This is a genomic window from Methylomonas sp. 11b (genome assembly GCF_000515215.1).
Classification (GTDB): domain Bacteria; phylum Pseudomonadota; class Gammaproteobacteria; order Methylococcales; family Methylomonadaceae; genus Methylomonas.
Genome location: NZ_KI911557.1, coordinates 581,407 through 605,178, shown reverse-complemented (window position 1 = coordinate 605,178; position 23,772 = coordinate 581,407). Strand labels below are relative to the sequence as shown.

The following is a 23,772-nucleotide window of genomic DNA, read 5'->3' as shown; positions in this document are numbered from 1 at the left end:
CCTCCAAACAATCAACTCATCGCGTCAACAATGGCCTGACCCATTTCCTTGGTGCCGTATTTACTGTCAGGGTTCAAGTCCGGGGTGACATAAACACCACCGTTCACAACTTTTTCAATGGCGTTTTGCATGCGGGTAGCGGCTTCGTGTTCGCCCAAATGATTCAGCATCATCACGCCCCCCATCATCACCGCTGTGGGGTTAGCGATATTTCTGCCGGCGATGTCTGGCGCACTGCCATGTACCGCTTCGAACAAAGCCGCGTCGACGCCAATATTCGCGCCGGGAATCAAGCCCAAACCGCCTACCAAACCGGCAGTCAAATCGGACAAAATGTCGCCAAACATATTGGTGGTTACGACTACGTCGAATTGTTCCGGCTTCATGACCATGTGCATACAAGCCGCATCAACGATTTTTTCGTCGAATTCGATATCAGGATATTTTGCCGCTATTTCCCGCGCTGCTCTCAAAAATAAGCCTTGAGTGTATTTCAAGATATTGGCTTTATGACAGACCGTTACTTTCTTACGGTTATTATCGATTGCGTACTTGAAGGCATATTCGACAATACGTTCCGAACCGGCCTTGGTGACCACCGCCAAGCTCTCGGCAATATCCTTGGCCGGAGTCAAATAATGTTCCAAGCCCACATAAAGGCCTTCGGTGTTCTCACGGACGATGACAATATCGACATCGTCGTAACGGGTTTTTACACCCTTCCAGCTTTTCGCCGGACGCACGTTGGCATAGAGATCGTATTGTTTGCGCAGTTCGACGTTGATGCTTCTAAAACCCTCGCCCACCATCGTGGTTAACGGGCCTTTAAAAGCCACCCTGGTTTGCTCAATGGATTCCATCGTAGCATCCGGCAGCGGCGTACCGGTCCTTTCATATGCCGACATACCGGCGTCCGCCTCATGCCAATGAATTTTCGCACCCGAAGCGTTGATCACCGCCACTGCGGCATCCATGATCGAAGGGCCAATCCCATCACCTTTAATCAACGTGACGTTATGCATTCATTTCTCCTAACTTGATAATTAAAAATAACAACTCACTGGGCACGCTTGGCTGTATCGCAATTAGCATCAATTCGCCCTCACAATAAAGCGCCTACATAATGAGTAATAATACACAGTTTCGCAGCCCGCCGCATGGGCAAGCCGCAAGCGGATACGCCTTAATTTCTGGCATCCTTTGGCGACACCGCCAAGCTTACTCGATAAATCCAGCAAAATTCATACCCAAGCACGGCAAGCCGATAATCGGCGTCCGGCATACAAAAAGCGTTATCATCAAACCAGCACTATTTCCAGACCCAAGTCCCGATTAAAACTAACCATGATCACCGTCGATAAGCTGATTTTCGAATACCCCGGCCTACGTGCATTGGACGATGTGTCGTTCAACATCGCCGCCGGCAGCATTACCGCGCTGGTCGGCCCTAACGGTGCCGGCAAAACCACACTATTGCGTTGCATGGCAGCCTTGGATCAACCGGTCAGCGGTTCGATCAATATCGCTGGCATCGACGTGTTGGAACAACCGCGCGATTGCCATCGGATCATCGGCTATCTGTCTGATTTTTTCGGACTTTATCAACGCTTGACTGTGCGGCAATGCCTGCATTACGTGGCCCGCGCCCAGGGCATTTTCGAAGCCGATTTCGCCGCCGCTATCGACGATGTCAGTCGGCGTTTACATATCCAAGATAGATTGGAAAATAGCCCAGCCGAATTATCGCGAGGCTTGCGGCAAAGGGTAGCCATAGCGCAAGCCATCATCCACAAACCGCCGGTGGTGTTACTCGACGAGCCAGCCTCCGGCCTGGACCCGGAAGCCCGCCACGAACTAGCCGAGCTGTTTCTGGACTTGCAAGCGCAAGGCATGACACTGTTGGTGTCCTCCCATATCCTCGCCGAACTGGAAGCTTACTGCACCGACATGCTGGTGCTACGCCAGGGTCGGATCGTGGAGCAAGTCGCGGTAAAAGCACCGTCCTTGTTCAAACCGTTTAAATTGCTTCTGGCAAATCCGGTAGAAAACCTACTTCCGCTCCTGCAATCCCTGCCAGGTATTAAGGTGATAAATAGTGACAATAAACAACAAGCCTTATTGCAAATTGACGCCGACGCCGCGCAACAACACCGGGTATTAAAAGCCCTCATCTCGCTGGATTTACCGGTCTGCGAATTCGCTCCGGCCACCAATAATCTGCAAGACGCTTATTTGCAAACCATCCGCCAAATCGTATGAATCTGAATCCCGAATTTGAACGCCAGCTGATTTTGGAATGCTCGCAAGCCCGGCTGGTCGGCGCGCCTGTGGTGTTGGGCGCGGTGTTTACCTTAACCTATTTCCTAGATGACTATCGGCTAGGCAACATAACCGCGCAAGCCGCACTGACGCTATTCATGCTGATTACGCTGCTATGGGGCACCCGGCAAAGCCTGGACAGCATCGTCGAGGAGTACCGTGACCGTACCTGGGACACGCAACGCTTGTCCGCCCTCGGCCCCTGGCAAATGACCTGGGGCAAACTGCTGGGTAGCACCAGCATGGCCTGGTATTGCGCCGGCATCTGTTTATTGGTTCATGCGCTAGCCACCGACAATCCGGCCGCCCTACCCTTGCTGTTTTTTTACGCTATTGGCACCGCATTATTGGTGCAAAGCACCGGTCTATTGCTGGGTTTACTGGCAGTGCAACGCGGTCAACTTAAAACCGGGTCGATACTAATTTTGGTATTGGTGGGTTTCATCGTTTTTATGCCGTCACTGTCCGATTTAACCGATACGGCAAATTATTTGTCCGGTAATTTTCAAAGTAATTCCTGGTATAGCCTGACGGTTAACTCGCAGACTTTGCACCAAATAAGCCTATTTTTCGCCTTATTCTGGTGCGTAATGGGCAGCTATCGCTTGGTGGCACAAGACTTGGGGTTGCGAAATTTACCCTGGGCCTGGCTGGGTTTTACGCTGTTTTTGATCGTGTATTTGGGCGGCTTTATTCCCAGCTCCAGCTACTCGTTTTCCCTGGCTGCTTTTGCGGTTTGCAGCGTGTTGACTTACGTCGGAGTGATCGTCGAACGGCACGAACCAATGCGTATCAAGCGCTTGCTGGACTATTACCGACAAGCCAACTGGCGCCGAGTTGGAGAAGAACTGCCCTTGAGCGCATTGAGTTTTGCACTAAGCCTGCCGTTTGCGATATTTCTAAGCTTCCAAGAGCAACGATTTGCCTGGCTGGACATCTCCCTGCATGCCTATCCACTGGCTATCGCACTTTTAGTACTACGCGATTGCGCCATTTACCTGTTTTTTTGCTACGGCAAAAATCCGCAACGCGCGTTTAGCCTGAGTTTACTGTCCGCAGCACTGCTGTACGGCATCCTCCCCGGCCTGTTTGCCGCCATCGGCATGACCGGCGTTTCAGCGTTATTCTTTCCACTTTGGGCAGATACCGCATTTTCCGCGTTAGCCTGTGCCGCGCTGCAATGCGCACTAATTTTAAGCCTACTGCTCCAACGCTGGCGGCAAAATATTTAAAGTCTGTAGAACGTGTCTGTGCGTTAGCACACATAACTTGCTTAAGCGCGCCAGAATAGAGAGAATAAAGCCAAGCTACAAAAACAACAATAACTTGGCTATCGGAAAAACTGATGCGCCCTTTGCGCCGCAACGAGTACGATGGTTGCGACCGGGACCCGCGGCATGCGCAAACCAAATCCATTCATCGAGCATCTTTCCAGCCAAGCTTTTTTTCGGGCACCCGCCCGTCGTCCGCTCGAGCGTTTACTCGATACCAAGCTGTCGCTCAGCCCCATCAAACTATTTGCCATCCCCCAGTTTGACGAAGACACCGAACGACAATTTTGGGAAGAACGTTATCTGGTGTTGCTTAGCCCCCTAAAATGGGCCCTGGGCTTGGGCGCCGCCGCATTCCTGGCCTACATCCTGCTGGATCTAAAGATTGGCAATACCTCAAATACCGAAGCGTTGTTAAGGCTGCCTATCGTCCTGGTGCTGGTGGGTTTATTCAGATATCTACATGTCTGCGTGGAAGCGGTAGCCAAAATCAACACCATCGCCAAACTCAGCGCCGGACTGTCCGCAGCCAATTTAATCGCCGTCTTGTTATACGACGGCAACCCCCGCTACTACGCGGAAACCTGGCCGGCCCTGCTGCCCATGTATTTTTTCAGTTACGGGCAAATGTTCATGTCTTTGCGGGCAACAATAGGTTTTGGCTGGAGCACCGCGCTAACCATGCCGATAGCCGGCTATTGGCTTGGACTGACCGTGATTGACTTGATCCCGTCTATCCTAAATCTTTGCATCGTCAATATCTTTGGCGTCTGCACCCGCTGCCAACTGGAAGCTTACGCCCGCAAATCCTTCCGCGAAAAACGTAAAGCTCAACTCAGCGCCGACGACAAAACCCGCTTCTTACAGCAAATGGGCCACAATCTGCGCCAACCTCTGCAAGCCTTGGCCTGCTATGCCGCGGTATTGGACACCGCGCAAACAAACCCACCTAGCAATGGCGCGGCGTTTATGCTCAATCGCATGGGCATGGTGATAGACGAATTGAACGCCGCCTTTAACCATGTATTGGACATTGCTAACCTGGAAACCGGTCGGCAAATTCCGCAGCCGACCAGTATCGATCTGAATACTCTGCTGACCGGCTTGGAAAATCAATACGCCCCGCAAGCCGTCAAGCGCGGTATCCGGCTTAAAGTAGTGTTGCGCCGCCAAGAGCCTTACAACCTATGCAGCGACAGCAACATCCTGCGGCAAATCCTCGGCAATTTGCTGGATAACGCCATCAAATATACCGAGAGTGGCTGGATATTGGTCTCTGCTGTAAAAACCGGTAAGCACCGTCTGACGCTACATATCTGTGACAGCGGCCCTGGGATTGCAGACGATATGCGGGAAGAAGTATTCAAGGAATTTGTCCGCAACCAGCGTCGTCAGAACGACAACAAAGTTCCCGGCCTGGGCATAGGCCTGGCTTACGTGGCCGCCGCCGTCAAATGTTTACCCGACCACAGCTTGAGCTTGATATGTGGCTCGCGTTTTGGATGCGACTTTAAACTCCAGCTGCCAATCGCCGAGCCGATGCTGGCGATACACAATGGATTGAATAAAGACGGCGACTTCTCCGGCTGCTTTGTGATGGTAGTTGACGACGATGCCGAGGTATTACAAGCCATCGCCAAGCAAATAAGGGCCTGGGACTGCCTGGTGCAAGAAGCGTCGTCGCTGGCGGAAACCGCAGAGCTACTAGCCGAAAATGACAGAGACCCGGATTTATTAATCACCGACTTTTACCTGGGCAACCGCGAAACTGCCCACGACATCATCGCCGCAGTCCACAACGCTTGCGGGCCGGTGCCGACCATGATCCTATCTGCCCGCGCCATCTCGGACCACGAAAAAACGCTGTTACCGGAACACACTGCTATCCTGCGTAAACCTGCCGGCGCGAAAGCTCTAATGGAAGCCATGGCTAGAACAATGAAGACCACCAAATGCTTGGACGAAAATCGGTAAAGGAAACTCGGTTTTTAACCTATGGCGACAAGTTAAGCTTTGGCAATGTCATTCCCCTCTTTGAAAAAGAGGGGCCAGGGGAGATTTTCTAAACAAATCCCTTCTCGCTCACGCGCTCCACAGGCATTTTATTTAAACGGCTAAAGCCTTAAGCTTCATCTCCGACAGCTGGATTACATCAAGGCCTAAAGCCCTTCATAACCGCGTTTCATTGATGAGTGGCCATCAATTCCCCACCCCCGGCTTCCCAAACACAATCCCCCGCTCAAATACCTTCACCAACAACTCAGTACGCTTAGCTACCCTAAATTTTTGATAAATCGGCCGCAGGTGATTGCGCACCGTTTGCTCTTCTATACCTAACTGCCGGGCAATCTGCTTATTGCCTATCCCTTGCACCAACCAAGTCAGCACTTCAAACTCACGCGGTGTCAGACCTAAACTGGCCGAGTCGGTCACCTCGGGTATTTCTGTAACGCTACCGACATCCAAACTAGTCGCACGTTGTTGCCCTACTGCCGATGCCGGTAAATACACTTTACCGGCCAATACATCTCGCAACGCATCGACAAAGACCTGCCGAGACACTGTCTTAACGATAAACCCCATCGCTCCCAAACGTAGCGCCTGAAATACCAGCTCCCTATCGTCCAGCCCGGAAAACATTACCACGCACAAATCCGGAAACGCTTCTTTCATTTCCACCAATCCTGATAACCCATCTTTGCCGGGAAGTTGAACGTCCAGCATAACCAGATTCAAGAGTGTTTGCTTGGCCAAGGCCAAGCCCTCGTCAAAGCTCTCCGCTTCGAACACTTGTAACTCAGGGATAATTTGTTTCAAAAGACACGCCACACCCTCGCGGGCGCAGAAGTGGTCGTCAATTAACAAAATATTCACAATCACAAATCTCCCAGTAAACGCCTTTATTTGATTCTACTCGCGGTAAGTTTTGAAATAAATCCAGTACGTTTGTACTGGTACGGAAAACAACTGGCTATTTCAAAGCAATATGATCAAACTCTCATCAGGATAAATCTTGATTTTCAATTTATTGAAAAGTGGACTTTACACTATGCATTATTTCAAGCAGTTCATTATTTTATTCGCTTCATTAATTGTTTCTGGCTGTTCTTTGCTAAATGGTTCACCTGAATCCCCAATAGATATCGATAAGATCAGTGCCGAGATCACGCCGAAATTAGAAAAGTTCGACTCCAACCAAATTACTGATCCTTCAACCCGCAATATAGCAATCAGCCAAGCCCTGACATTAATTGATTTGCGTTATGCCGAGTTCGTTAATAACGCCGGATTACAACAACGTACAAAAGACATGGTCTTCGACTTTGCGGAGCTATCGCTAAACCTAGCCGGAACTGCCGTTGGTACTGCAGGTACCAAAACACTATTGGCTGCTCTATCCACCGGTATATCCGGTACCAATATCGCCTTCGACAAAAACTTTATTTACGAATCCACAGTACCCGCATTAATTATGCAGATGAATGCCGATCGTGCTGAACTCTATAGGATGATCGCAACCGGCATGCAATCAACTTCGACATCAGGCCAAAACGGATACTCATGGGCACAAGCGGTGCATGATCTAATTGACTATTACAACGCCGGTACTCTTCAACACGCGATTAACTCAATCAAGAAAAATGCTGGTAGCAAGCAAGTTGCCGAGGAAAAACTGACTAAGGACTTATTAATGCCGCAACTTGCTACCGAAGACGACGTGAAAATGCGAGCTTCCATCACCAGTAGCTTAAAAAACATTACGGAACAAAATCTAGCCAAGGTAAAAACCAGCTTCGGCCCCCTGAGTAAAGGGTTAGTTCATCTAAACAGATGCAAGATTCTTGGAGAAAATACGGAAGCAACTATTTCAGTTGCAGACGCCAAAAATCTGCTAATCGAATGTATTCGGGATGTCAGCGAAGAAAAAAACAAAGGTGTAACATTTAAAGACGATCTGACCGAAATCAAACAGCAATTTATTACGGTTGGTCTGATTCCAACCAGTTAGGTCATTCTACTTATACACCAAAAGGGAGCCTCTAAAAATAAAGCAAGCTCCTTCTCTCACGGGGAGAAGGTTGGGATCGGGGAATTAAAATCAATTGTTCACATCCCTCACCCTAGACCCGGAGGGAAAGAGAGTTTTTAGAGGTTCCCAAAAATCAATGGAGATTTTTCACTATGAGAATGCGCGGTTATGAAGGCCATTTGAGCCTTGATCAATTACAAACGCAAATACGCTTCGAAGAGGCTGGTTCGTTGGAATTATTCGATTGCGTGACGGCTACTGACAAAAACAACAAACCTCTTAATGTGTGTAAATTTAACGAACTTCCTCCAGGCGACATACCAAAAGATATTTTCTTGGCTGTTACAAATTCACCCAAACCAGCTGGCGCAACCAACAAAGTTTTAACTGACACAGTCATAGTAAACAATCAATTTACGACCGTAGATTTTTATCGGTGAAAAATCAACTATTAATTAATTTAATAGGCATTAAATCCGAATGTATTTTGGAGGGAAAATGGCAGGAATCAACTTCACGCCCGCATTACGAATCGAATATGACTGATTATTCAATACCTGCATCATAAACGCAGGTAAACTAACAGAGGTTGGAAAATTATGTGATCAACTAATTGCCAATCGCGCTCGTTACCAAAATATCGGCAATAACTTGGGAATACCGTGGTTTTTCATTGCCGTGATTCATAACATGGAATCCAGTCAAAAATTCTCGAAACACTTGCATAATGGTGACCCACTCACTGCTCGTACCGTTCAAGTCCCTGCTGGCCGCCCACGCACAGGCAATCCGCCTTTTACCTGGGAAGAAAGCGCTTCCGATGCACTAGTGATGCATAATCTTAATGGGAATAACGATTGGTCTACCGCCGGAGTGCTCTATCAGCTGGAAGCCTACAACGGTTGGGGTTATCGAAAGCACCACCCTGAAGTTCTAAGTCCTTACCTTTGGTCTTTTTCGAATCATTACAGCAGTGGAAAGTACATTGCCGACGGCACATGGTCAGACACGGCGATTTCCAGGCAATGCGGAGCAGCGGTTTTGTTGCGATGCATGGCAGAGCTTGGTGAAATTGACTTTACCGATCAGCCACGACCTGTTGAATCGCCCACCCCATTGGTAGTCAGTTATTCCGAAACCAAGTCCGAAGACCTGAGCACGATTAAACAGGCTGAGGATTTGCAACGCTGGCTTAATACCTTTTCCGGTGTGTTCGTATTGATTGATGGCATACCGGGAAAGAAAACTTCGGACGCTTTCAAACAGGTTACAGGTTCGTTTTTACCGGATGACCCTAGAAACTAGATTGGTCTGAATTACCGGTAAATATATAAATCGGAAAAATGGTCAGATTCCCCGCGGCAAAGCTGATTGTTAATTGCCTAGGCTTTTATGATACTGAGCAAATCCCTCCTTAATTGCAAATATGGACGCTGAAACTCTTGAAGAAAAAGAACTTATTTCTCTAGAGCGAACAAAGCTCGAAAGAGAACGGCTTGAGTTCGAGCAAAAGAAACTACAACGCATGACAATCGGAGTCTCGACGGTTGCAGTCCTCGTATCGCTTCTTCAGGTCGGCATCGCCTATTTACAAAGTCGCCTCTCAACTGCGCAGACAGTTGAGAAATTCATTCCGTACCTTCAAAAACAGGAAACTCGTGATGCAGCTTTACTAACTATGTCAGGATTCGTCGATCAGCAATTTGTCACGCAGTTAGCCGAAAAGTCGAGAGCAACCACCGTTCTCGAAACATTTCAGGTAAAAGGAAGTGAGCGGGAAAAATCACAAGCAACCGCAGCGCTTTCCGAGTTGGATAGAAAGCGTAGAGTTTTAATTGACAAGATCTTTGACTCCAGTAAACCCGCGCGAATCGAAGCGACGACCGAACTAATTCGCCAGTGGAGTACGGATCCCAACATCATCCCACAGCTTATTGAAGTGGCATCAGCAAAACTCGCGAATCAGAGTGGTATTGTCAACACATTGGTGATTTTACGAGAAACTCCCCCTGATATCCTTAGAGCAAACGCCGAGGATCTTGCATCGTTTTTGAGTAAAGCAAAGCTGAATGGTCATCAAACAGCTGGACTTGTAACAGATGTGGAAAATCGCGCAACGGCTTCGCGTTAACACGAGGAATGATATTGCGAGGTTTTTCAAATATTGACACTGGAGCAACTCATAGGAGACAAAAAATGAATGAAAACGTAGCTAAATTGATTGCAATTGCAGAAAATGAGGTCGGCACCCGCGAAGGCGCCACAAACAATACCGGCGCACGCATAGTCGAGTATCAGGGGGCAACTTGGTTGGCACCAGGTGCATGGCCTTGGTGCGCCGCGTTTACAGCCTGGATAATGCGGGAATGGCTCGAAGATGAGAGAGTTCGAGAAGCATTAAATTTGCCATCGTTTTCCCTAGCGGATAAATGGCGCTGTAAAGATGCGAGTGCGTTTGGTTGGGAAAAATGGGCAAAACAAAAAAATTTGCTAGTACTGCCGGAAACAGAAAAAGCCAAGGCCGGCGATTTCGTTATATTCGATTTCTCACATATTGCTTTAGTTGTAAAAGATCAAACTACAGTAAAAGAAAAACTCATAACAATTGAGGGTAATACTAACGGCAAGGGTGATCGAGATAGTGAAACTGGCGATGGCGTGTGGCGAAAAGAACGCCAACCAAGCTTAACCAAAAGCTACGTCCGGATAATACCTGTGTGATCGACTAGTTGTTCACTCTATCAGCTGTGCGCCCTAGCCTCCTGAAATAGACTTCTGAGCATCGGCAACACCTAAGACGAGTCAAATAAGAGGAACCAACATGACCATCACCCTAGGCCCCATTATCGGCCAGACCACCGACACTTCGGTAAAAATCTGGATACGCGGCGCGAAAGGCCCGAATCATGCCAGTCGCGAGTTTTGTTACGGCGCTTTCGATTTATACGATGGCGCGAGGCTGGTAGCTTCGAAATATTGCTTTTTAAAGGATTATTACGATTTCACCGGGGTGGTGTATTTCGATGGTCTAAAAGCCAATACCGCTTATCGGCTGGAATGCGGGCTGGTTTATAAGCGTGACGCACAAGCGCCGGCTACTGATGTTTTGGTGCAGGGACCAGTCGTGAATAGCACCGAAAAAGTCGGCACCACGTTTAAAACTCACCGGCCCAGCAACGATACCACGCTAAATTTTGTGTTCGGTTCCTGTCGCTATTTGTACTGGGACAATTTTGTTTTGAATGACGCGGAAAAAGGCGACAAGACTTTTCGTTCTATTTTCACTCAGCATCAGCAAAATCCGCTGGATTTCTTTTTAGCGGTTGGTGATCAGGTGTATGCCGATCCGTTGAACAAATTGCATGAGTATTCCAACTTCGACGAGTTATGCGAGATTTATCGCAAGTCGTTTAAATTGCCGAATATCCGCGAATTGATGAGTTGCGTGCCCACTTACATGATTCTGGACGATCATGAAATTCGTAACGACTGGTCAAAAAACCAGATGCGCGATGAAAATAGCGGCTTTTTCGCGACGCGGATGCGGGCTTATGCGTCTTACCAGCACCTCCATAATCCTGATACTCCCAACGGCCAGTTTTGGTATACCTTCGACAAAGGACCGTTTCCGTTTTTCGTGATGGATACGCGCACATTGCGGATTAGCGAAGCGACCAGCATCGAGGGTAAAACCATGCTCGGCCGCGAGCAGTTGAATGCGTTTTTGGATTGGCTGCACCAAAACCGCAATGCGCCCGTTAAATTCGTGGTGTCCAGCGTGCCCTTCTTCCCGGACCCTAAGCCTATGAAAGGCAGCGAGGACAAATGGGCCGGCTTTAACGACGAGCGCAGCATGATCCTGGAATTCATTCGCGTGGAAGGGATTAGCGACGTGGTGTTTTTGTCCGGCGACGTGCACAACTCCAGTTTTGCACGGATGCGTTGCTACCAGGACCCACAGTTTTTGTTGACCTCGTTGGTATCATCGCCATTTTATTGGCCCTACCCGCACGAAAGCCAAAGCGACTTTTACGGCGGCAAGACCCTGGAATTTATGCAGTGGTCGGACGGTAGCCGCCGCTTGCGCGACCGTATCGAATACCGCTACGAAGGCGAAGGCTTTATAGGCGATGAAAGCTTTACCCGAGTGTCGGTGGATATCGGCAAGGGCAGGCCTTGGTGTAGCGCGGAGATTTTTGATAGGAAAGGTCAACTGTTTCGTCAATATTCCAAAGCGTTTTTGTTTTAGGGCTTGCCTAAACGCTTCCACTCTCAGAGCAAAATGCTTGCTTTGTTGGAAACCATTCCCGCTCCCTCATTTTATTCTCCTCACCCCAACCCTCTCCAGCAGGAGAGGGAGCTTTATTTGTTATGGTTGGAGCATTTCTGGATTGCCGCTTTCGCGGGAATGACGGTATGTGCCAAGTGCGGCGATTTATTTCCCACCGCCAATTAGCGCTACCATCTCCTCCCGCTGAATCACCTCTTTCTCCTGCAACAGCTCAGCCAACTTATCCAAATAACCGCGTTTCTCGCTCAATATCTTTTGCGCGCGGCGTTCGGCGTCTTCGATTAAACCCTTAATTTCCGCATCGACCACGCGCGCGGTTTCCTCGCTGTAATTGCGTTGTTCGGACATATCGCCGGGTAGGAATTGCAGTTGTTGGCGTTGGCCGTAGATTTGCGGACCCAGTTTTTTACTCATGCCCAAATAGCAGACCATGTTACGGGCAATTTCGCTGGCCTTTTCCAGGTCGTTTTGGGCCCCGGTGGAGATACTTTGCAAAGCCAGCTGTTCGGCGACGCGGCCAGCCAGCAGTATAGCCAACTGATCTTTCAGCTCGTTTTCGGTGGAAAGGTATTTTTCCTCGACGGGTAGTTGCAAGGTAAAGCCCAGCGCTGAGACGCCGCGCGGGATGATGGAGATTTTATGCACCGGCTGACCGGTGGGGACATTTTCCGCGACCAAAGCATGGCCGGCCTCGTGATACGCCACCCGGCGCTTTTCGTCCGGGCCGAGGATACGGTTTTTCTTTTCCGGACCGGCCATCACTCTATCAATGGCAGCTTCGAAATCGGCCATGTTAACGGTGTCGCGGCCGCCGCGTGCTGCCAGGATGGCTGCTTCGTTGGCGATATTGGATAGATCGGCACCGACAAAACCGGGGGTGCGCTTAGCAACCGTGTTCAAGTCGATGTCTTTGTCCAATTGCATGGCTTTGCTATGCAGTTTCAGAATCGCCACACGATCTACCAGGTCGGGTTTATCGACCACAATTTGCCTATCGAAACGGCCGGCGCGCATTAGGGCTTTATCCAGTATCTCCGGTCTATTGGTAGCCGCCATCACCACCACACCGGAAGTGGCGTCGAAGCCATCCATTTCGGTCAATAACTGGTTCAGGGTCTGTTCGCGTTCGTCGTTGCCGCCCAGCATTGCCGGACCGCCACGCGAGCGGCCAATCGCATCCAGTTCGTCGATGAAGATGATGCACGGGGCTTTTTGCCGGGCTTGTTCGAATAAATCCCGCACCCGCGCCGCGCCGATACCGACGAACATTTCGATAAATTCCGAGGCGCTGATGTTAAAAAACGGCACCCCGGCTTCGCCGGACACCGCACGGGCCAATAGCGTTTTACCGGTACCCGGCGAGCCCACCAGCAACACGCCTTTTGGCATCCGCCCGCCCAGCTTTTGCAGTTTTTCCGGGGATTTTAAAAACTCGATGGTTTCCTTCAACTCCTGTTTGGCACTCTCAGCGCCGGCGACGTCGTCGAAGGTGGTTTTCGAGGTTTCCTGCTGGATGCGGATTTTATTGCCCAAATTCAAAAAGCCGCGCCCTGCACCGCCAGTCATTTTCGGCAGCAACCACATCCACAGCCCGGCCAATATCGCGACGGGAATCACCCAGTTGAACAGCAAATTGCTTAACCAGTTGTCGCCGCTCCTGACCACGTATTCGACTTTATGCTCTTGCAGGTTTTTAACCAGCGACTCGTCCCAAAGCGGAATCGTGAAAAAATGCTTGCCGATCTTTTTATCTTCTTCTTTTAAAGTGCCATTGATGAATCGTTGGGTAACCACGGCGTTATCGACTTTATTATCGTTAACGAAGGTTAGAAACTGGCTGTAGGGTATTTCCTGACCTTGAATGCGCTCGCCACCGGCGAACAACGAAAGTACAAATATGCCCAACAATACATACAACCATACCGGAGAGCGCTTGGGTTCTGCGCTGCCGGGTTGATCGGCGCCTGGTTTAGGTTTGGATAGGCTTTGCAACGTCGATTTGAGCCACGCCCAAAACACGCATAACCATTTAACAAAAGTCTGATAAAGCTCGGTTAGTTTTTGCTGGTCTATCATGACGCACTCCCCTCTTGTAGTTATCGAGGCCATTCCAGGGTCCATAATCCGCCATTCAAGTCAAGGTGGGGATTCCGGTTTAGGCCTCTTTTGTTTGTTCACTGTACTCCAGTTTTACCGGTTTTTAGCGAGTAATCAAATGTAATGTACTGGAGACTTTTCACTAAATTTACGGAAATCCAGTTTTTAACTACTTCTAGGCCACAGCTTCGCGTGAGCAACGATATTCAAGGCGCAGGTAAGTGGGATAAGGACAATCTCACTATTTCTTGCCGTTCGGAAAGTGAAAAATGCATCCAAACCTTTGGTATTTTCGTACATCTCTACACAACCGAATTTCCGCATAATCACCTTATCAATTGAGTTGCTGTTTCGTCGCGTTTGCTATTTAATGACCAACGGTCAAAGCAACCCGGGCGCACGGCGTCCCGCAACTCATTTTTCCCAACTTAGAAGGAGGGACAAAATGTCAAACCCGCTTAGTAGGCTGATCGGCAAACTATTCACGGACCCGGTCGAACAAGTCGGCATCGCTCTGCCGTCCGCTACTTTGGTAGCAGTGTTTTTTAATTATCGAGAGCAGATTCACCCTGTCTTGCAGCGTTTGCCCAACCCTTTCGCCGCCAGCACAACGGGCGCGCTGATTTTTCTGCTACTGACGCTGGCAGTTTCCCTCATCGTCAAACGCCTGTCGCACGACTTACTCAATACCGCTTACGATTATTTGTATCGGGACCTCAAGCGTCTGAAATCGGATAGTTGGTACCGGCGCGCGCAAAATTTGGCTTTATCCACCAACGACCCCTTGCTTAGTAAATATCATGAAGCCTTGGATAGACTCAGGGATAACGATAATCCGGTGGTCGCCAAGGTGGAGGCCCTGCAAATTCAATCCAAATTGGCGCGCAGCCTGACCTTGATATTGGCGATCTTTACTTTGGTATTGTTTATCGAAAAGTTGATGTTACTCGGGTTGGTGTGTGGAGGTGTTTCAGGATTAATGCTGTCTAGTTTTTTTAAGGAACGTTGGGCCGCATCTGAATTGGTTTATCAAGCGCTTTACGAAACCTATTACCGCCAGGAGCGCCGCCACCCGATATGGACTTCACCGATTATTCGCATCAACAAACCGGTACAGCCGTCATGCGAGACTGAGGCTGTAGAATAAGAAAATCGTAATTGGCAGAAAAACCCGGTCCGGAGTCGCAGACATCGATTACTAGACCGCCAGATAGACCGGGTATATCATCCGCCCGGCAAGCCTAAATAGAGACCTTAATCGATCAACCGGATCGTTACCAAAAAGGCGGACTTATGCACAAACCGACATATCGACTTAAAGCCTTGGCTTACGCCGGGCTGAGCCTGCTCCCGATTTCCGTTGTCGCTCAAACCGCGGCCGTTAACGGCGAGGACAAACCCATCGCCTTATCCATTCATTTTTTAATTACGCTGGGCATCTTGGCGATAGTTGTGCTCGCCTTTTTGTTGTATCTGCGGCATCTGCAAAAAACCTTTCTGGAAACCTGCACCCGCGAAAAACAACTGGCGCTGTTCTTTCAAAGCCCGGCAGGTCTGCCGGAAGGCACGATACGGGGCGTGATCGCGATGCTGATCGTCACCGCCTCGATGCTGTTTTTAGCCTTACCCAACAACCAGTTCCCGGACGTATTGGGCGGTATCCTCGGCACCATCATCGGTTTTTATTTCGGCGCGCGCGGGCAAAATCGCGATTCCGAAAGCGCCGCATTGCAGCAAGCCCATGAAGCCACGACTCAACGCGACGAAGCCGTCAGTCAGCAACAGCAATCCAAAACCGGTTCCATGCTGGAAACCGTCAGCACCGGCATTGACATGGCCCGTACCGTGGCCGGTTTATTGCCCAAAGACATCGGCGGCAAATACGTCGATCTGGCTAACAAAGTCGAAAAAGGCGTGAATGTCGCCAAAGGCCTGATGGGCGAAGGCAAGATCGAAGATGCACTGCACGCGGTCACCGACACGCAAACCGCACTCGATCAGGACGGTCCCTTAACCGACATCGTCGGCAGCGCCGTGAAAACCTTCGGTGCCACCCTGGGCACCTTTATGCCGCCGGCCGCATTGATCGCCGCGGTAGTAGCCGGTACAGTCAAATTGACCGGTATTTATTACCAAAAATGGAAAGCCCGGATTTTACACATGCCGATTTCGCCGGCAGCCGGTTTGACGCTGGAACCGGTCGACGACAACACCGGCTTCATGTTGCTGCGGCAAAGCCCCTTATTTCGTAACGCCTTCCAGGCGCAAATGGAAAATCCCAAGTTTCTGAAAGAGGCCGTCAACGATTTCATCGGCAATGCCGATTCGGCGGATTTGTTCGAAAAATACGCCGAGCTAGGCGGCTTTCAAACCTTAGAACAATTTGAAGAAGGCCTGGACGAATTCCATCGCACCGCCGCCGACCGGGAATTGAAATCCTTGATCCTGGCCCGCGACCCGGCCATGTTCGGTAGCACCGGTGGTTACGAATCGGTGTTACAAGCCGTGGACAAATTGCATCAAAACCCAGACGCATTGAAAGACCTGGATAGCTTGATCGTGGTGACCGAGAAGTTGCAAGCCGAAGACAAACCGGTCGCCGGCATGATCACCAAAATACTGGAGGGCCAAGCGTCATGAAGCGGAATCTTAAATTCATCATGCCCCTGTTAATAGCAGTTTTGTTAGTCTCCGGCTGCGCGACCCGGCAATTGAAAAACTTTAAAGAAGCCGCCGCTGAAAACAATTGGCAGGAAATCGCCGCAGCGGAAGTCGATTGCAAAGTCGACGACGAGGCCTGCAATCAGCTGCATTTGCTAAAAGGCGATGCCTGTTACCGACTGGCCAAACAAAACACCGACAGCGTCAAAAACTACCAATGCGCCGCCGAGCAACTAGAACAAGGCATTCACCTGACAACCGATTGGGCCAATGCCGAGGCCGTAGTAGGCAAACGCGCCCAGTATTTCGAAAATTGGTGCGAGTCGCTGCGTTTGCTGCGTAGCGAACAAACCAGCACAGCCGCCGCCACGCCTTACAATCAAAAGCTGCACAGTTGTGCCCGCGAATTTCTGCAAGCCCCCGGCGACTTAAAACCGGCCGCCACCTTTTTTCTGCATAACGCCGAACTAGCCGCGATACGTTTCCAAATCAACGACACCGGCAGTTGCCAAGCGCTGAAACAATTGCAACAAAATGAGAGTCAAGCTGCCGCGCAGGCCGCCCAAAGCCGCTACGCCGACCATCATCGGCGCTTGTTAAACGACATCGCCGGGATCAAAGCGTCAATTCCCGGCTGCCCATAAGCCTTTAGCAGATAGGAGCCGGTCATGGCCTTTAGTCGCCCTCTTAAATTTCAACTGCCAATGCTGCGCGGCCGCGATGTTCTTGAAGTACAAACGCGGTTAAAAGCGTTGCAGATTAATGGTGTCGGCCAACCCGATGGATTATTCGGTGCGAAAACCTCCGCAGCGGTCGTGGCATTTCAAACCAGTCGCGGTTTGGACAGCGACGGCATTGTCGGCCCGTTAACCTGGAGCAGTTTGTTCCAGGACGACAGCTTCCCGAATACGCAACGCCCCGCCGCCAACGACGCCGGCAGCACCACCATCGGTCAAGATTTACTCGACGAATTAAAAGCCAGGCATGCCTATCAAGACAGCGTGTCCTGGCAATTAACCGCACAAGGCTTATTGGTAGGCAACGACAATGCGCCACTAGGTAGCGGCGGCGAGCCGAAAACAGTTGCCAAAATCTGGAGCCAATACGGCAGTGCGTTGACGCATTGGTCTACCGAGTTAAACGTACCGGTAGAACTCATCATCGCCACCATCTGCACCGAATCGTCCGGCAATCAAAACGCGGTGCGCGAAGAACCCGGCTTTATCGACGAAGTGCGTACGCCACACAAAATTTCGCCGGGTTTGATGCAGACTTTGATTTCCACCGCCCGAGCGGCCTTGAATAAAGACGACATCGACAAGGCCTGGCTATTAGTCCCCAGCAATTCGATTCAAGCCGGCACCGCCTACATCGCCGGACAATGGAAGCAAACCCATTTCGATCCGCCGAAAGTGGCATGCGCTTACAACGCCGGCGGCATCTATCGTAACGACTCGGCCCGCAATCGCTGGAAAATGCGCCAATATCCCATCGGCAGCGCCGAGCATGCCGACCGTTTTGTCAAATGGTTTAACGATTGTTTTGCGTTTTTCGAGAACAACGGCAGCGCGCCCGAGTGTAGTTTTTTTAATGCTTTGCGCAAATAAGTTTAACTGCTGCACCTGACTCTTAGACTCCCTGAAGCTATCATTTCCTCGAAAGTGAGCGCCGGTAGACCACCGAGCCAATCCAGGCAAGAGGTCTCCCACCTGCATCGGCAGTCGTAAAAGCTCCCTCTCCCGAAGATAAAGGGTTCTGTGTTGGCTTTTGCGACAACCACCTTGGGGAAACGATGTTTGAGCTTAGGGTTAATCACAAGATTGGCTCTTCGGTTCCGAGACTTCCCTACCACCGCCATTTGACAATTCCCTGCCCCAAGGAATCTTAACCTCATGAAGGTGTCGATTGGCGTAAGGTATTGCCGCAACGCCACCATCCATGGCATAACTTCGGCTGACCTTCTTGCCAACATTGAGGCCCAACATGCTGCAAAAACGCCTGATTGCTCTGCTGTTGCTGTTGATCCTGTTACCGACTTTATCGGTCGGTTACATGGCCTATCGGTTTGCCACCGACAATATCCGCACGGATCGCTTTAAGATTGTCAGCCGCGTGGCGGAAAGCCGCCATGAACAACTCAAACTGGTACTGGAACGTGCCGACACCCGTGCCCACGCCTTCCTGGCCGAAGTGCTAATGAAATGCGTGGCGGCGGAGCAATTGAATCGCGCCTGCGCCGCTAATTTCTTGAACGACTATTTACTCACCGAAGGTGCCGCCGGCGCGGTTTTTTTTCGCCGCGACACCCATTCCGGCACGGTCAGCGTCGGCGAGCAACCCGTCGCACTTGCCGATTTAAACGATTTTCAACCAGGACAACTGGCCGACTTCAGCAAACCTTTTCAGGAACAGCCACGTTTTTATTATGTGATTGCCAAAGATGCCAAACTGCCCTGGCAATTGTTGGTCAGCTATCCGGTTAGCCTGATTCAAAATATTTTTGCGGCTCACCCCGACCTGGGTAAATCCGGCGAATCTTTCTTGGCCGACAGCAGCGGTTTTTTTGTTACCAAACCGCGCTATGCGAGCCGACATGGCAACAGCCACCCCATCGCTGCGCAAGCGATGCAAAGCTGCCTGGCCCGGCAAAATGCGGAACTGATGGACAGCGATTACCGCGAGCGTGCAGTTATTCATGGTTTCCGCACTATTCCGGAAACCGGCGGCGGCTGCATCATGGCGCATATCGAACAGGCCGAGGCGCTGGCCCCGATTCAACGCCTGGAAAAACAGATGCTGATCACCGTGCTGGTGTTTGTTGGCTTGACGACGATAATCGCCAACGCCCTGGCCAGACGTATCGTCCGGCCTATCTCACGCCTGACCAGCACCGCCAGACGCATCCGCGACGGCGATTTGTCGGTGCGCGCCGCAGTCAGCGGTCTTGATGAAATCGCCGAACTGGCCAGTTCCTTCAATCACATGACCGATGCGCTGGCCGATGCCCAGCATAATCTGGAAGCAAAAGTCGCCGAGCGCACCCAAGCCCTACGCACGAGCGAGGAACGCTATATGCTTGCAGAGCGGGCTGTTAACGACGGCATCTGGGACTGGGACATTGTGCATCACGAATACTATTTATCGCCGCGCTGGAACAAAATTCTCGGGTATGCCGACGGTGAATTGCCTAACGTGGAATCGATTTTCTTCGAATTAATCCATCCCGACGATAAAGCCCGCGCCAGCGAAGCGTTTCGCAAACACTTGGAACACAACGAGCGTTACACCACCGAACTGCGTTTACGGCACAAGGACGGCAGCTACCGTTGGGTGCTGGATCGGGGGGATGCGTTGCGCGACGCCGAGGGCCGGCCGGTGCGGATGGTCGGCTCCATCACCGACATCACCGAACGCAAGGCGGCGGAAGAGGAGTTGTTGAAATACCGCGAACATCTGGAAGAACTGGTGGCGATGGCTACTACGGAAGTTAAAGCCATCGTCCAAACCGCAGTCAATGGCGTGATTTCCATCGACAGTAGCGGGCTGATTCGGATGTTCAATCCCGCCGCCGAAAAACTGTTCGGCTGGAGCAGCGCCGAAATCGTCGGTAAAAATGTCTCGCTACTGATGCCGGAGCCCGATGCCTCCGCGCACGACAGTTACATTCAACATTTCTTGGCGACCCATCAGGCCAAAATCCTCGGCATCGAGCGGGAGGTCATCGCCCAACGTAAAGACGGCAGCCGTTTTCCCGCCAATTTGGCAGTTGGTCACGGCATTATCTCGGAAGGTCGGCATCTATTTGTCGGCTTTATTTCCGACATCAGCCTGCAAAAACAAGCCGAGCAGGAATTGAGACTAGCTAAGGAAGCCGCCGAGGCAGCCGCTAAAGCCAAGGCCAATTTCCTGGCTAACATGAGCCACGAAATCCGCACGCCGATGAATACCGTCATCGGCTTTGCCGAAGTTGCCTTGCAAGATCAAAACCTGGCCGGTGATACGCGCGGCCATATAAAAACCATCCTCAGTTCCGGCCGGCATCTGCTGAGTGTGATCAACGACATTCTGGACTTCTCTAAAATCGAAGCAGGTAAGGTGGAGCTGGAGTCGGTCTGTTTCAATCTGCCGTTTGCGGTGCAAGAGGCATTGCAGATCATGGGTTTGCGCGCCGCCGAAAAAGGCTTGCGCATCGATTTGGCGATAGAAGCCGGCTTGCCCACGCATTTCGTCGGCGACCCGAACCGTTTGCGGCAGGTGATTTTGAATTTGGTTGGCAACTCGGTAAAGTTCACCGATACCGGCAGCATAGGCGTGACGATCAAGCGCGCGGAAGGTGTCGAGATGTTGCATTTCGCCATCAGCGACACCGGCATCGGTATGACCCCGGAACAAACCGAACACATCTTCGAATCGTTCTCGCAAGCCGATGCCACCACCAGCCGCCGTTTCGGTGGCACCGGCCTGGGTACCACCATCAGCAAACAAATTGTCGAAATGATGGGCGGCCGGATCTGGGTGGAAAGCCAGGCGGGGGTCGGCTCAGTGTTTCATTTCACCGTGCATATGCCGGAATCTGCCAGCGCGGAAAACTGTCTGTACGATGTGAGTTCGGTGCATAGCGTGGCTTATTTCTCCCCACGCCGCTTCAAGGTCTTACTGGCCGAGGACATAGAAGCTAACGCCACGCTGGCGCGCTTACGTCTGGAGCAGCAGGGCCATCAAGTCAGCTGGGTTAAAAACGGCCAGGAAGCGGTGGACGCCTTTCAAAGCGGCGACTACGACTTGATTCTGATGGACCTGCAAATGCCGGTGCTGGACGGTATCGCCGCCACCCGGCAAATTCGTGAACTGGAACAAGTCAGCGGCAGCCATATCCCGATTCTGGCCCTGACCGCCAGCGTGTTGAGCCATGAACGCCGCGAATCGCTGGATGCCGGCATAGACACCATAGTCGGCAAACCTATCGATGTCGACGATTTATTGACGCAGATGGAAAGACTGGTGCCCAAAGGCCAAGGCATTGCCAATACCGGCCTCAGCATCGCCGAACCGCCGAAAGTTGCCGTGGACTTCACGCCGTTGGCCGGCGTCGCGGATTACGAAAAAGGCTTGACCACCTGGCTGGATCCATTGATTTACGCCGATGCCTTATTAAATTTTGCCGAGCAACATGGCGCAGACGGTGCCAAATTACTACGCAATCTACAAGAGCACCCGGAGAATCTCGAAGCGGTCCGGCGCATCGCCCATGCTTTAAAAGGCGTGGCCGGCAATCTGGCCTTACCCGTTATCGCCGGCCTGGCCACTGAGGTTGACGCGCAATTCAAAACCGGCGACCTGCAAAACATCAAGGAATTGATCAAGACGCTGGACGTCGCGCTAAACGCCGCTGTTGAAGCCGTACACCAACTAAAACTGCCGAGCAAACCGGCAGCGGTCGCCGCAACAGCCTTCGATGCGGAACAGGTCGGCAGCCTTTTACAGCAATTGAACACCGCACTGGACAGTTTGAATCCTGACCACGTCGAACCGGTTTTACAAAGGCTTGGCGCGTTTCTCGCCGAAACCGAGCTGAAAGCCATCCGCTTCGAAGTGGATAGTTTCGATTTCGACGCCGCGAAAATCCAAGTTAATCGCTTGGCGGATAAATTAGCGATCACGTTTAAGGAATAAGCCATGAAAGACAGCTACAAAGTATTGCTGGTCGACGACGAACCGAACAATTTGAAAGTGCTTCAGCAAATACTCAAGGACCGCTTTCAACTGCTGTTTGCTATCAACGGCGAAAAAGCCCTGGCGGCCGCCCGGGAACATCAACCCGACATTATTCTGCTGGACATCATGATGCCGAATATGGACGGCTACCAAGTGTGTACGCAGTTAAAAGCCGATCCGCTGACCGCGAAAATCCCGGTGATTTTCGTTACCGCGATGGGAGAAATGGAAAACGAAGCGCGCGGTTTCGATGTCGGCGCGGTCGATTACATCCAAAAACCGGTCTCCGGCCCCATCGTGCTGCGGCGGGTGCAAACTCATCTATCGCTGGTGCGAGTAGATGAACTGGACCAACTCGCTCGTGCTGCCATCGAAATGCTCGGTGACGCCGGCCACTATAACGATCCGTACACCGGCGACCACATCTGGCGCATGGCGGCCTATTCGGCGGCACTGGCCCGCGCTGCCGGCTGGTCGCCATCGCAAGTGGCGATGATGGAATTGGCCGCCCCCACCCACGACACCGGCAAAATCGGCATTCCGCACGGCATTCTTAAGGCGGCGCGAGCGTTGAACGAAGAGGAATGGCCCATCATGCAGTCGCATTCGCAAATCGGTTACGACATACTGAATAAAAGCGACAACCCGGTCTTCAAGATGGCCGCGGAAATCGCCCGCCATCACCACGAAAAATGGGACGGCAGCGGCTACCCGCTGGGCTTGGCGGGCGAAGCGATTCCCGAGTCGGCCCGAATCGTGGCGATAGCCGATGTGTTCGATGCCTTGACCACTAAACGTCCTTACAAAGAACCGTGGCCGCTGGAAGAGACTTTAAAATCGATGCAAAGCATGGCCGGCAGTCACTTCGATCCACGCCTGCTGGCCTTGTTTATAGAGATAATGCCGGAAATCTTACGGCTGAAAGCGGCTTGGGGCCAATAAGCTACTAAATATCGTATCGGTGACGATTTTCCGTAACGATTGCAGTCGGAACCCGGCTTTTCTGTATCCGCCCCTATCACGTTTTCAGTGCTCAGGCCACAGCCTACAAGGCTTGGCGATCCGCTGCATCAAACCCCGTTTAATTCGATAGTTTTGGCATTTTTTATGCTGCGTAATCCTTGTCATCAAATAACCAGGGGCGCGTCATGAAAACTTACGAAAAAATACAAATCGGCGATGTGATCCACAGTAACTGGTATGGCGACGGCACCGTCGCCGACCTGAATGAAACCGGGACAGGCAAAATCAAATTCGGCAGATTTTTTGTGATGTTTCGGGAGTTTGAGATTTTTTACGCAAACGGCTGGATGTTGTCGGTATAAGGTCATTACTACCAGCCGATTGGCTAATGCTGTCGGATACGATGGCGTAAGCGGTATGAGAAA

General features: G+C 51.1%; 19 protein-coding genes. 16 read left to right on the top strand and 3 right to left on the bottom strand.

Annotation, left to right across the window (positions count from 1 at the left end):
• Window positions 1-11: 11 nt before the first annotated feature.
• Window positions 12-1,022 carry an isocitrate/isopropylmalate dehydrogenase family protein gene (locus tag METH11B_RS0102975; protein ID WP_026600717.1) on the bottom strand — a complete coding sequence of 337 codons (1,011 nt, stop codon included), beginning with the start codon at window positions 1,020-1,022 and terminating at the stop codon, window positions 12-14.
• Between the two features lie 178 nt (window positions 1,023-1,200).
• On the opposite strand from METH11B_RS0102975, the gene METH11B_RS0102970 reads away from it, so the two are divergent.
• From METH11B_RS0102970 to METH11B_RS0102960, 3 genes are all read left to right on the top strand, one after another.
• Complete coding sequence (locus tag METH11B_RS0102970) at window positions 1,201-2,259, top strand: ABC transporter ATP-binding protein (protein WP_026600716.1); 1,059 nt, start codon at window positions 1,201-1,203, stop codon at window positions 2,257-2,259.
• A complete protein-coding gene (locus tag METH11B_RS0102965) occupies window positions 2,256-3,551 on the top strand; it encodes an ABC transporter permease (protein WP_026600715.1) in 1,296 nt (431 codons plus the stop codon). Before METH11B_RS0102970 ends, METH11B_RS0102965 begins: the two co-directional genes overlap by 4 nt.
• A gap of 165 nt (window positions 3,552-3,716) precedes the next feature.
• Window positions 3,717-5,564 (top strand): hybrid sensor histidine kinase/response regulator, encoded by a 1,848-nt coding sequence (locus METH11B_RS0102960; RefSeq protein ID WP_231499570.1) that lies wholly within the window; start codon window positions 3,717-3,719, stop codon window positions 5,562-5,564.
• Between the two features lie 225 nt (window positions 5,565-5,789).
• Here METH11B_RS0102960 and METH11B_RS0102955 read toward each other — a convergent pair whose 3' ends face one another.
• Complete coding sequence (locus METH11B_RS0102955; protein WP_036276736.1) at window positions 5,790-6,464, bottom strand: response regulator; 675 nt, start codon at window positions 6,462-6,464, stop codon at window positions 5,790-5,792.
• 139 nt (window positions 6,465-6,603) lie between these two features.
• On the opposite strand from METH11B_RS0102955, the gene METH11B_RS0102950 reads away from it, so the two are divergent.
• The 6 genes from METH11B_RS0102950 (at window position 6,604) to METH11B_RS0102925 (ending at window position 11,869) form a co-directional block, all read left to right on the top strand.
• Window positions 6,604-7,599 carry a hypothetical protein gene (locus METH11B_RS0102950; protein ID WP_155931068.1) on the top strand — a complete coding sequence of 332 codons (996 nt, stop codon included), beginning with the start codon at window positions 6,604-6,606 and terminating at the stop codon, window positions 7,597-7,599.
• Between the two features lie 173 nt (window positions 7,600-7,772).
• Entirely contained in the window at window positions 7,773-8,060 is a 288-nt protein-coding gene (locus tag METH11B_RS0102945; RefSeq protein WP_152428767.1) for a hypothetical protein, read from the top strand.
• Between the two features lie 250 nt (window positions 8,061-8,310).
• On the top strand, window positions 8,311-8,925 hold the full coding sequence (locus METH11B_RS26100) for a hypothetical protein (RefSeq protein ID WP_197026924.1): 615 nt from the start codon (window positions 8,311-8,313) through the stop codon (window positions 8,923-8,925).
• A gap of 121 nt (window positions 8,926-9,046) precedes the next feature.
• A complete protein-coding gene (locus METH11B_RS0102935; protein ID WP_026600710.1) occupies window positions 9,047-9,751 on the top strand; it encodes a hypothetical protein in 705 nt (234 codons plus the stop codon).
• Between the two features lie 65 nt (window positions 9,752-9,816).
• The gene (locus METH11B_RS0102930; protein ID WP_020481147.1) at window positions 9,817-10,341 is read left to right on the top strand and encodes a CHAP domain-containing protein; all 525 of its coding nucleotides are present in this window, start codon (window positions 9,817-9,819) and stop codon (window positions 10,339-10,341) included.
• A gap of 100 nt (window positions 10,342-10,441) precedes the next feature.
• Entirely contained in the window at window positions 10,442-11,869 is a 1,428-nt protein-coding gene (locus METH11B_RS0102925) for an alkaline phosphatase D family protein (protein ID WP_026600709.1), read from the top strand.
• Between the two features lie 186 nt (window positions 11,870-12,055).
• Here the strand turns inward: METH11B_RS0102925 and ftsH are convergent, their stop codons facing one another.
• Window positions 12,056-13,987 carry an ATP-dependent zinc metalloprotease FtsH gene (gene ftsH / locus METH11B_RS0102920; protein WP_026600708.1) on the bottom strand — a complete coding sequence of 644 codons (1,932 nt, stop codon included), beginning with the start codon at window positions 13,985-13,987 and terminating at the stop codon, window positions 12,056-12,058.
• Window positions 13,988-14,453: 466 nt separating this feature from the next.
• On the opposite strand from ftsH, the gene METH11B_RS0102915 reads away from it, so the two are divergent.
• The 7 genes from METH11B_RS0102915 (at window position 14,454) to METH11B_RS29005 (ending at window position 23,709) form a co-directional block, all read left to right on the top strand.
• Window positions 14,454-15,155, top strand: a complete 702-nt coding sequence (locus METH11B_RS0102915; protein ID WP_026600707.1) for a hypothetical protein — start codon at window positions 14,454-14,456, stop codon at window positions 15,153-15,155.
• A gap of 146 nt (window positions 15,156-15,301) precedes the next feature.
• Window positions 15,302-16,648 carry a hypothetical protein gene (locus METH11B_RS0102910; RefSeq protein ID WP_026600706.1) on the top strand — a complete coding sequence of 449 codons (1,347 nt, stop codon included), beginning with the start codon at window positions 15,302-15,304 and terminating at the stop codon, window positions 16,646-16,648.
• Window positions 16,645-17,313 (top strand): hypothetical protein, encoded by a 669-nt coding sequence (locus tag METH11B_RS0102905; RefSeq protein WP_020481142.1) that lies wholly within the window; start codon window positions 16,645-16,647, stop codon window positions 17,311-17,313. Before METH11B_RS0102910 ends, METH11B_RS0102905 begins: the two co-directional genes overlap by 4 nt.
• Before the next feature lie 24 nt (window positions 17,314-17,337).
• Entirely contained in the window at window positions 17,338-18,276 is a 939-nt protein-coding gene (locus METH11B_RS29010) for a peptidoglycan-binding protein (RefSeq protein WP_026600705.1), read from the top strand.
• 376 nt (window positions 18,277-18,652) lie between these two features.
• Window positions 18,653-22,342, top strand: a complete 3,690-nt coding sequence (locus tag METH11B_RS27565; protein WP_026600703.1) for a PAS domain S-box protein — start codon at window positions 18,653-18,655, stop codon at window positions 22,340-22,342.
• Window positions 22,343-22,345: 3 nt separating this feature from the next.
• Entirely contained in the window at window positions 22,346-23,326 is a 981-nt protein-coding gene (locus tag METH11B_RS0102885; RefSeq protein WP_026600702.1) for a response regulator, read from the top strand.
• 206 nt (window positions 23,327-23,532) lie between these two features.
• Window positions 23,533-23,709 carry a hypothetical protein gene (locus METH11B_RS29005; RefSeq protein WP_155931067.1) on the top strand — a complete coding sequence of 59 codons (177 nt, stop codon included), beginning with the start codon at window positions 23,533-23,535 and terminating at the stop codon, window positions 23,707-23,709.
• Window positions 23,710-23,772 lie beyond the last annotated feature (63 nt).

Coding starts and splice junctions, on each gene's coding strand:
- METH11B_RS0102975 (WP_026600717.1), bottom strand. CDS start 1,022: ATGCATAACGTCACGTTGATTAAAGGTGATGGGATTGGCCCTTCGATC.
- METH11B_RS0102965 (WP_026600715.1), top strand. CDS start 2,256: ATGAATCTGAATCCCGAATTTGAACGCCAGCTGATTTTGGAATGCTCG.
- METH11B_RS0102960 (WP_231499570.1), top strand. CDS start 3,717: ATGCGCAAACCAAATCCATTCATCGAGCATCTTTCCAGCCAAGCTTTT.
- METH11B_RS0102945 (WP_152428767.1), top strand. CDS start 7,773: ATGAGAATGCGCGGTTATGAAGGCCATTTGAGCCTTGATCAATTACAA.
- METH11B_RS26100 (WP_197026924.1), top strand. CDS start 8,311: ATGGAATCCAGTCAAAAATTCTCGAAACACTTGCATAATGGTGACCCA.
- METH11B_RS0102935 (WP_026600710.1), top strand. CDS start 9,047: ATGGACGCTGAAACTCTTGAAGAAAAAGAACTTATTTCTCTAGAGCGA.
- METH11B_RS0102930 (WP_020481147.1), top strand. CDS start 9,817: ATGAATGAAAACGTAGCTAAATTGATTGCAATTGCAGAAAATGAGGTC.
- METH11B_RS0102925 (WP_026600709.1), top strand. CDS start 10,442: ATGACCATCACCCTAGGCCCCATTATCGGCCAGACCACCGACACTTCG.
- ftsH (WP_026600708.1), bottom strand. CDS start 13,987: ATGATAGACCAGCAAAAACTAACCGAGCTTTATCAGACTTTTGTTAAA.
- METH11B_RS0102915 (WP_026600707.1), top strand. CDS start 14,454: ATGTCAAACCCGCTTAGTAGGCTGATCGGCAAACTATTCACGGACCCG.
- METH11B_RS0102910 (WP_026600706.1), top strand. CDS start 15,302: ATGCACAAACCGACATATCGACTTAAAGCCTTGGCTTACGCCGGGCTG.
- METH11B_RS0102905 (WP_020481142.1), top strand. CDS start 16,645: ATGAAGCGGAATCTTAAATTCATCATGCCCCTGTTAATAGCAGTTTTG.
- METH11B_RS29010 (WP_026600705.1), top strand. CDS start 17,338: ATGGCCTTTAGTCGCCCTCTTAAATTTCAACTGCCAATGCTGCGCGGC.
- METH11B_RS27565 (WP_026600703.1), top strand. CDS start 18,653: ATGCTGCAAAAACGCCTGATTGCTCTGCTGTTGCTGTTGATCCTGTTA.
- METH11B_RS0102885 (WP_026600702.1), top strand. CDS start 22,346: ATGAAAGACAGCTACAAAGTATTGCTGGTCGACGACGAACCGAACAAT.
- METH11B_RS29005 (WP_155931067.1), top strand. CDS start 23,533: ATGAAAACTTACGAAAAAATACAAATCGGCGATGTGATCCACAGTAAC.